Origin of the sequence: Sphingomonas sp. RB1R13, assembly GCF_036663775.1 — a bacterium.
Lineage (GTDB): Bacteria > Pseudomonadota > Alphaproteobacteria > Sphingomonadales > Sphingomonadaceae > Sphingomicrobium.
Map to the genome: position 1 here is coordinate 1 of NZ_JAXOJM010000017.1, position 1574 is coordinate 1574.

The 1574-nt window shown below is 63.5% G+C and carries 1 protein-coding gene; it reads left to right on the forward strand.

The features are described 5' to 3' along the window. Positions 1 to 213: 213 nt before the first annotated feature. The coding region (locus tag U1700_RS14405; protein WP_332753384.1) for a DUF262 domain-containing protein at positions 214 to 1574 on the forward strand (1361 nt) is incomplete at its 3' end.

Genomic DNA, 1574 nt, shown 5'->3' on the forward strand with positions numbered 1-1574 from the left:
GACTCGATTGCCGAAGCTTTCGACGAGTCTACATGAACGGAAGTCCGCTTCAGGGAAATCGGAAGATCGGCCCTAAATGTCGCTTTGTGGGTCACTCAGGACGGGCCTCGTCGCTGCGGCAAAGGTCGTCGCGCTAAGGGACGGTATTCGCTTCCGTCGGGGATCGTCTATCGTCGCGAGAGGAGAGGCCTTTTACAGGGAGAATGCAGGCCGATGGACGCGGATGATCACAAAGTCGAGGCGGTCCTGAAGGAGGACCGGCGCTTCATCGTCCCGCTCTACCAGCGCAAGTACCAGTGGGGCGAGCACCGCCTCCTTCCCTTTTGGGAGGACGTGCAGGCGAAGGCGGCGGAGGTGCTCGCCGGCGAGAGCCGCTTCGAGCACTACATGGGCGCGTTGATCCTGGCGCCGATCGACATCGGCTCGCAGATCAGCAGGACGCCGGTGGTCCAGGTCGTCGCCGGCCAGCAGCGGCTGACGACGTTTCAGCTGTTCTTGGCCGCGTTGCGGGAGGTTGCCCGCCGGCACGGGTTCGTCGACTTTATCGACCATGTGAACGGCTACCTGTTCAATGGGATGAAGAGCAAGGACGTCGATCCGCTCACCCGATACAAGCTCACGCCGACGCCGTCCGACCGCGAGCTGTTTCACGATCTGATGGAGCTCGACTATGAGTCGGCGACGCGGCGGTATCGGCATCTGTTCTGGGGCTCGACTGTCCCAAAGAACACGCAGTTCCCGGCCTTCCGTGCCTACTTCCTCTTCGATCGCTGGATCGAGAAGTTCGTGCAGGAGGGGCCGAGCGATGACGCGTCGCCCGCGGAGGCGAACGATGCCGAAGGGATCGCGGGCGAGGCCGCGGCCGACAGGCTGGTGTCGGACAGGCTTGAAGCGTTGCTGAACGCCGTTCTCGAGCGACTGAAGCTGGTGGTGATCAGCCTCGGCGAAAGCGACGACGCGCAGGTTATATTTGAGACCCTGAACTCGAAGGGCGAGCCGCTGCTGGCGATGGATCTCGTGCGCAACAACATTTTCCACCGCGCGGAGAAGCAGGGCGCCAAGGTGGAAGAGCTCTATAGGAAGCTGTGGGATCCGCTCGACCACGCGTGGTGGCGCGAGCCGGCGCCGAACGCCCGTCCGACGCGGCCGCGCATCGACCACTTCCTCGCCCATGCGCTCGCGGCGGAGACAGGCGCCAAGATCTCGATGCGGGAGCTCTATGCGGAATATCGGAGCTTCGCCGTGCCGAAGGGCAAGCCGCGATACGCGAACGTCGAGGACGAGCTAGCCATGCTCGGCCGCTACGCGCCGACGTACGAGGTGCTGGAGGGCAGAAGCTCGACCAACGGGAATTTGCACTGGTTCGGTCGCAAGATGGCCGCGTGGCAGGTGACCACCGTCTTCCCCGTGGCGATGCAGGTCGGCTTGGAGGGCGTCGAACAGGGGACGCAGGCGACGATCCTGAGGCTCCTCTACTCGTATCTGGTCCGGCGCGCGCTCTGCGACCTGACGACGAAGAATCTGAACAACGTCTTCAACGCCATGGCCGCGAACTTCGTCGAGAAGGGCGTCTC